Origin of the sequence: Paraburkholderia mimosarum LMG 23256 = NBRC 106338 (genome assembly GCF_000739815.1) — a bacterium.
GTDB lineage: Bacteria > Pseudomonadota > Gammaproteobacteria > Burkholderiales > Burkholderiaceae > Paraburkholderia > Paraburkholderia mimosarum.
In genome coordinates this window covers 1-6,163 of sequence record NZ_BBJJ01000153.1, presented here as the reverse complement: position 1 = coordinate 6,163, position 6,163 = coordinate 1, and the positions used below count along the sequence as shown (strand labels likewise).

General features: G+C 60.2%; 7 protein-coding genes and 1 tRNA gene. 3 read left to right on the top strand and 5 right to left on the bottom strand.

Going from position 1 to position 6,163, the window contains the following annotated elements:
- Positions 1 to 125 precede the first annotated feature (125 nt).
- The 3 genes from BMI01S_RS42245 to phaP all read right to left on the bottom strand — a co-directional run bounded on the left by BMI01S_RS42245 (position 126) and on the right by phaP (position 1,496).
- Positions 126 to 380, bottom strand: coding sequence for a hypothetical protein (locus tag BMI01S_RS42245; protein ID WP_169745499.1), 255 nt, complete (start codon positions 378 to 380; stop codon positions 126 to 128).
- A gap of 15 nt (positions 381 to 395) precedes the next feature.
- The gene (locus tag BMI01S_RS42240; RefSeq protein ID WP_042292641.1) at positions 396 to 668 is read right to left on the bottom strand and encodes a hypothetical protein; all 273 of its coding nucleotides are present in this window, start codon (positions 666 to 668) and stop codon (positions 396 to 398) included.
- A 321-nt stretch (positions 669 to 989) separates the two neighbouring features.
- Entirely contained in the window at positions 990 to 1,496 is a 507-nt protein-coding gene (gene phaP, locus BMI01S_RS35575; RefSeq protein ID WP_028232941.1) for a TIGR01841 family phasin, read from the bottom strand.
- Positions 1,497 to 1,934: 438 nt separating this feature from the next.
- On the opposite strand from phaP, the gene BMI01S_RS38445 reads away from it, so the two are divergent.
- The gene (locus BMI01S_RS38445) at positions 1,935 to 2,282 is read left to right on the top strand and encodes a hypothetical protein (protein ID WP_154671504.1); all 348 of its coding nucleotides are present in this window, start codon (positions 1,935 to 1,937) and stop codon (positions 2,280 to 2,282) included.
- 433 nt (positions 2,283 to 2,715) lie between these two features.
- Positions 2,716 to 4,746 carry an RNA polymerase sigma factor RpoD gene (gene rpoD, locus BMI01S_RS35565; RefSeq protein ID WP_081723641.1) on the top strand — a complete coding sequence of 677 codons (2,031 nt, stop codon included), beginning with the start codon at positions 2,716 to 2,718 and terminating at the stop codon, positions 4,744 to 4,746.
- A 102-nt stretch (positions 4,747 to 4,848) separates the two neighbouring features.
- Here the strand turns inward: rpoD and BMI01S_RS35560 are convergent, their stop codons facing one another.
- On the bottom strand, positions 4,849 to 5,052 hold the full coding sequence (locus BMI01S_RS35560) for a cold-shock protein (protein WP_028232943.1): 204 nt from the start codon (positions 5,050 to 5,052) through the stop codon (positions 4,849 to 4,851).
- Between the two features lie 248 nt (positions 5,053 to 5,300).
- Positions 5,301 to 5,377 (bottom strand) — tRNA-Met (locus BMI01S_RS35555).
- A 330-nt stretch (positions 5,378 to 5,707) separates the two neighbouring features.
- On the opposite strand from BMI01S_RS35555, the gene BMI01S_RS35550 reads away from it, so the two are divergent.
- Positions 5,708 to 6,082, top strand: a complete 375-nt coding sequence (locus tag BMI01S_RS35550; RefSeq protein ID WP_028232944.1) for a glutaredoxin family protein — start codon at positions 5,708 to 5,710, stop codon at positions 6,080 to 6,082.
- The last annotated feature ends 81 nt before the right edge of the window (positions 6,083 to 6,163 follow it).

Below are 6,163 nucleotides of genomic sequence, written 5' to 3'. Positions count from 1 at the left end.
GGCAGATAACCAGCAGCCGTTCGCGAGAGAAACTGACGCACTCATGGCAGGGTTCAGCGCAGGACAGCGGGTCGTAGATGAGATGCTGATCCCATGAGTGGTAGCTAGTAGCCTGCCCTTGAATGTCAATTGCGGCCAGCAGTGCCGGAACGCGCGTGGTGGAGTCGATCCAGCCTTGCCACGAGTGCCGAACCCTGTTCTAGAACGTGCTGCGGCAAATCAGGAAGCGCCAATACCTTGCGGATGCGCGTTCGCCAGTAGTCCGCTTGCGTCACGGCACTCGTCTGGGCGCTCCCGTCGTTAACACCTAGCCGCTCCAATTGCGAAATCGCAGCCTTAATATGATCCAGTTCCTGCTGCGCATGGTCATGCCACGTCATAAATGCCCCTGCTAATCAGACTTTATTGTCGTGTCGGTCGCTGAGCAGATTCATTTGATGCCGCGCGATCAAACGTTTGGGAAGCGGGCGATGTCGGGAACCTTCACGTGCATCGTTATCGTCCAGCACCCGGTCAATATCGGGACCGGGTCCAGCGGCACCATTCGTGATGATCCAATTTCTGAGTAATTCGGCACGACGCCGTTCTCGGCGATAGTGTCCGGCCACGGCGATTGCCGCGATCACCAGCACGAACGTACCGACCACAATCCCCATCGATTCACCCATCGCAGTCTCCCTTGTTACGTTCGGCTGGCATCTCCTAGCCGATTCGTGCAACTGCATTCAGAAGGGCTTGGCCCTGTGGCGTAATGCTGGGTCGCCGGTGCCCTGATGCCAGCAGTTCAAAGATAACCAGTTGGTGTTTCATGAGAGTGTGAAGCTCCGCACGATCCGCATCGATCTGATCGGGTGCATTCTTGACCAACATCAACGTGGTGTATTCGTGCGGACTTAGCATGCGCGTCTCCTCCAAGCAGCGATCTCGTAGTTGTTGTCACGTGCTGAACCATACGTGCGGCGTCGTGACTACTGCGTAGTTCCAGCAGCTTACTGCTTCACTGCACGTGTGTTCTTCGCGGCTTTGATGACCTGTTCGGCGGCTTTGCGCACCGTCTCGCTAGGACTACTGGCGGTCGGGAACACCGGCTTCATCATGCTAGTCGTGATCTCCGTACCGGCTGGCACATTTCTCGCTGGCTCTTCTACAAGCGATCGGGCGGTGCTGGTGTAGTTTTCATATTGAACGCCAACAGCTTTCATCCAATCCGCATATGGCTTGAACAGGATTTCGGCTAACTGGTGACTGTAGGCGAGCGCCTGTTCTGCGGCTGACTGCATCAGACCGGTGCGCCGCGCGAGAAATTCGTCTGGTGCATTGCATAACAACGCTTCGCACCAGTACGTCTCGCCGTTGGCAAGCGCCGACCGCACCGCCTGAGTGTTCAGTTCAATCAGTTTCTCGAAGCCTTCGAACGCGTGATTTGCCAAGGCGAACAGGGTGGCGGTGTTGGCCTTCTGTGCAGTAACCAGTTGTGCGGCGCCGAAAACTCTCATGTATGCACTCCCTTACGTACGTTCGATGACCGCCTGCCGGCGGTCCAGCGGCGACAGTACGATGCCCGACCCCGCATGACTAATCGATGTTTTGCTCATTTAGAGAAAACATTCTAACTTTTTAATTGCGCATCCAGCCTGCTTCTTTATGGGTAGATGCCCTAGTTATGCGCTGCTGAATCTTCCAAAGAAGTAACGCGCACGACATAGATGCGTTTCTTCTCGACAGCACTCGCGACGCACAGGAACACAGCATGAAGAGATTGCAGAGCTTGCAAGCTCAAACTGCCGGGCCGGTATGGGGATCGGTTTTCGGGGTTTTTGTGACAGTCGCAGGGATCGGTTTTTGGTGGTACGCGGAGATTTTCCCGACACCGTCTGCAAAATCGTCCGTGGCGACGGCATCGCTGCTTGCAGGCAGACGATACGATGACGCTTATGGATGAAGAGACGAGAGCGGAACTGCTCACCTTCCTTGTAGTCGGGGAACTTGTTGCAATGGCCCGCAGTGGTCACTGGCTGCGTACGGACCACTTGATCGAATCGTCATGGATCTGGATGAGTTCGAATGGTGCGCGATGCGACTGGCTCACCCGCGCCAAGCTTGTCGCCGCCGCCGGGGAGCTGGCTCCGCAAGTCTACGACTGGCCTTTCCCGAAGGACGAATCGGCTCTTATGCAGCTTTTCAATCTGCAGTCCGGCTGGTTCCTGGACTACCGGACGGAGATTGTGCGAAGGCTGCACGCCTTCTGCTCGCAATATCTCGAACAGCACGGCGGAGGTTAGCCGGTGCGTCGCCACAGGCGCAAGCATGAGCGACCGGAGATCTCGCGCAGTCTACGAGAAGTCGGGTTGAAGCGAAGCTCCCGGCACAGATGCGGTTGAGTGAGGAGGCAAATCAGACAGTTACGTGCTGGCTCGTGCACTGCCTCTGTTTGCAGGGGGTTTGCAGGGCGGGGTGCGCCGCCGCGGCGCGGCTGCCGAACTGGGCGGGGCGCGGCGCTCGGGCTCGCGAGGTCGTCCGGTCCCCATTTCCCCCTGTCCCGCCACCGAGCAACGCCGTATCCGCAGCATGTTGCATCGCACAATGCATTCTGGTATTGTTGAGGATTCCCCAATCTGCGCGCACCGGATTACGCCGGAGCATTCCCGCCTCGATTGTCCGTGCGTCATTCCACGATTCCGTTCGTACCCCGACAGGTCACGTTGATCTTCCGTCATGTCTGCAACGATCGTCGGCCATCCCGTCGAGGAGAATGTAGTGGCAAATCGCGTTCGTGACGATTCCGCATCCCGCGTCATCGCGGCTGCGTTAAAGACCGGCCGCCGCGCACCAAAGGGAAAGCCCCGGGCGGTAGAGACACCGCTGGACATTGAGTCGATGGCGCGACAGGACGAGGAGCGTCAACGCCAGATGCGCGCGCTGATCGCGCTTGGCCGTGAGCGGGGCTATCTGACGCACGTGGACATCGACGATCACCTCTCCGACAACGTTACGCAAACGGCGGCGATGGAGACGATCGTCAGCACGTTCAGCGACATGGGGGTGGCGGTGTACGAGCAGGCGCCGGACGCGGCGACGCTCCTGTTAAGCGGCGCCGCGTCCGCCGTGGCATCCGACGATCAGGCGGACGAGGAGGCACAAGCGGCACTGTCGACCGTCGATTCCGAATTCGGCCGCACGACTGATCCAGTCCGGATGTACATGCGTGAAATGGGCGCCCGGGAACTGCTGACCCGCGCCGCCGAAATCGAGATCGCAAAACGCATCGAGGACGGCCTGCAGGAGATGATTCAGGCGATCGCCACGTGTCCGTCGGTTGTGGCGATCATTCTTGCCGATGTGGAGCGCATCGTTGCTGGCGAACTGCGTATCGACGAACTGGTCGATGGCATCAGCGACGCGGTGAGCGAAAGCGCAATAGCGCCGGACTCCGAAGAAAATGAAGTGGAGGCCTCCACCTGCGACGATGACCCGGACGGTGACGAGGTCGAGCCGGACACCCGGGATGCGGAGGCAGCGAATGCAGCCCGCCTCGAGCAACTCACGATCGACAGTCTTGCGGTTTTTGCACGTGTGCGGGCACTGTTTGAGCAGTTGCCGGATGTGCGTGCTACGGGCGAGGCACATTCCGCGACCGTTGCGCGCGCGTGCCCGGCGATCCAGCGTGAACTGGCGCGGATTCGCTTTACGGCCAGGACAATTGATCGCCTGTGTGCCGGTGTGCACGAACAGATGACGGAGGTTCGGGCGATTGAGCGCAGTATTCTGCAAATCGCCGTCGAGCGTTGCGGGGTGCCCCGTGAGTCGTTTGTGGAGTCGTTCCCGGGCAACGAAACCGACCTTGAATGGACCCGCCGCATGGCGGCGACTTCGCGACAGTTTGGCGCGGCGCTCGAGCGACATCGGCCGGCTATTCAGGCCGGGCAGCAGAAACTCGCCGACATCGAGACCAGCGTCTCGCTGCCACTGCAGCAGTTCAGGGAGATCAACCGCAGGATGAGCGGGGCGGAGTTGAAAATGCGGCAGGCCAAGCGGGAGATGACCGAAGCGAATCTCCGTCTGGTCATCTCCATTGCCAAGAAATACGTGAACCGCGGCATGCCGTTCCTCGATCTGATCCAGGAAGGCAATATCGGCCTGATGAAGGCGGTGGACAAGTTTGAATACCGGCGCGGCTGGAAGTTTTCGACGTACGCCACCTGGTGGGTCAGGCAGGCTGTCACGCGTGCGCTGGCCGATCAGGCCCGGACCATTCGTGTGCCCGTGCACATGATCGAGACGATCAACAAGCTGAACCGCATCTCGCGCGAGATCCTGCAGCAGACGGGCATGGAAGCGCATCCGGCCGCTCTCGCCGAACGGATGGAGATGTCCGAGGAGAAAGTGCGCGGTATCCTCAGGATCGCGAAGCAACCGGTGTCGCTGGAGACGCCGGTGGGCGACGATGCCGACGCGACGCTCGGCGACATGATCGAGGATCTCTCGGCCAGTTCGCCGGCTGAGGCCGCGATTCACGCGAACATGCGTGCCGAAATCAATGAGGCGCTCAACGGACTGTCGCCACGGGAGGCCAAGGTCCTGAGGATGCGATTCGGGCTCGATTCAACCTCTGAACAGACGTTGGGAGAGGTCGGCGAGCAGTTTGGCGTTACCCGTGAACGAATCCGCCAGATCGAGATCAAGGCGATGCACGCGCTGAGGGATCCCAGTCGTGCTGACAGGTTGCGGCCGTTCCTCGAGCTCTGAGCCAAGGCGGAGGGCGCGCCCCCCGTCGATGCCCGGCTCCAGACCGGCAGTAATCCTGCATCGGTCTGATCGCTGGGTGGCCGCGTTCGCGGCCCGGAAAACTTACAGCGGCTTGATGTTCGCTGCCTGTTTCCCCTTGGGGCCCTGCTTGACTTCAAAACTCACCTTCTGGCCTTCCTGCAGGGATTTGAAACCCGCACCCTGAACCTCGGAGAAGTGCGCGAAAAGGTCTTCGCCACCATCGTCCGGCGTGATGAATCCAAAACCCTTCGAATCGTTAAACCACTTGACGGTACCAGTTGCCATGTTCTGAATACTCCTGGGAAGACGGGTTGTAGAGGGTGCCACGGGCTTGGGCCAGACGTGTAGAACACGGGAGCGACCGCAGGGCCGGGGTCGTCAGAGGCCCGAAAAGCACAAAGCCCGCTCGGCGGGGGGCTTTCGCTGGTGAAAAGCTACCGGATTCGCGCCGGGATTGCCCACAAGGTGCTCGGGGTTGGGAAAAATGCTTGCATCAAGCAAGGTGTGAAATCGCGGAAAGCGTTACCGGGCTCTGGTTGCGGGGGCAGGATTTGAACCTGCGACCTTCGGGTTATGAGCCCGACGAGCTGCCAGACTGCTCCACCCCGCGGCGCGCAGTCTACGCGCACGACCGCGGCGCGTCAAACGAATCCAGCTGGGCGATTAAGTTGTCTGAATGAACGGGGCCATCTTTTGCTGCCAGGGCAACGACAAACTAAGTTGACCGGCGTGTTGCCCACATGCCTGTTACGCGCCAACACGCGACAGGAAGTCCGACCTCCAGGCCGTTAGCTGTTGCTTCATGGCCGCTCCCGACCACCGGGGCCGTGCCCGACGGGCGCGTCAGCTGCATCGTGATCGCCCCTGGTTAGGCCGGCAGCAGTCGGATCCCGGAAAGCGTAGACTTGCCGACTTCCATTCGCCGTTCAAGGTAGTGTCCATGTTGATGAAAGCCCTGCGTCTCGGTCTCGGCCAGTTAATTTTGCTCAGCGACGCCGTCAGTCGCCCACGCCCGCAGCGCCGTGGGGCGCAAAGTCAGGCGGTTGTAGAAAAAGAAGCGGCGTGCCTATCGCTGTATCAGTTCCATGCGTGCCCCTTCTGCGTCAAGACCCGGCGCGCCCTGCATCGTCTGAATGTGCCGATGACGCTGCACGACGCCAAAAACGATCCCATCGCACCGGATCGTTTGCTGGCTGGCGGTGGCAAGATCAAAGTGCCTTGCCTGCATATTCAGGAAGAGGGCCAGTCGCGCTGGTTGTACGAGTCCAGCGCCATCATCGCCTGGCTGGAGCATCGCTTCGCCGGGATCGCGTGATCCTTCTCGCGCGGGCATGAGGCGGGTCAGCGACCGGAACCGGTCGCACGCTGCCAGCCCTGGGCGCCGTCCACTCGAAAG

Excerpts from the sequence above, each read along its gene's own strand:
- BMI01S_RS42240 (WP_042292641.1), bottom strand. The coding sequence starts at position 668 with ATGGGTGAATCGATGGGGATTGTGGTCGGTACGTTCGTGCTGGTGATC.
- rpoD (WP_081723641.1), top strand. The coding sequence starts at position 2,716 with ATGTCTGCAACGATCGTCGGCCATCCCGTCGAGGAGAATGTAGTGGCA.
- BMI01S_RS35560 (WP_028232943.1), bottom strand. The coding sequence starts at position 5,052 with ATGGCAACTGGTACCGTCAAGTGGTTTAACGATTCGAAGGGTTTTGGA.
- phaP (WP_028232941.1), bottom strand. The coding sequence starts at position 1,496 with ATGAGAGTTTTCGGCGCCGCACAACTGGTTACTGCACAGAAGGCCAAC.
- BMI01S_RS42245 (WP_169745499.1), bottom strand. The coding sequence starts at position 380 with ATGACGTGGCATGACCATGCGCAGCAGGAACTGGATCATATTAAGGCT.
- BMI01S_RS38445 (WP_154671504.1), top strand. The coding sequence starts at position 1,935 with ATGGATGAAGAGACGAGAGCGGAACTGCTCACCTTCCTTGTAGTCGGG.
- BMI01S_RS35550 (WP_028232944.1), top strand. The coding sequence starts at position 5,708 with ATGTTGATGAAAGCCCTGCGTCTCGGTCTCGGCCAGTTAATTTTGCTC.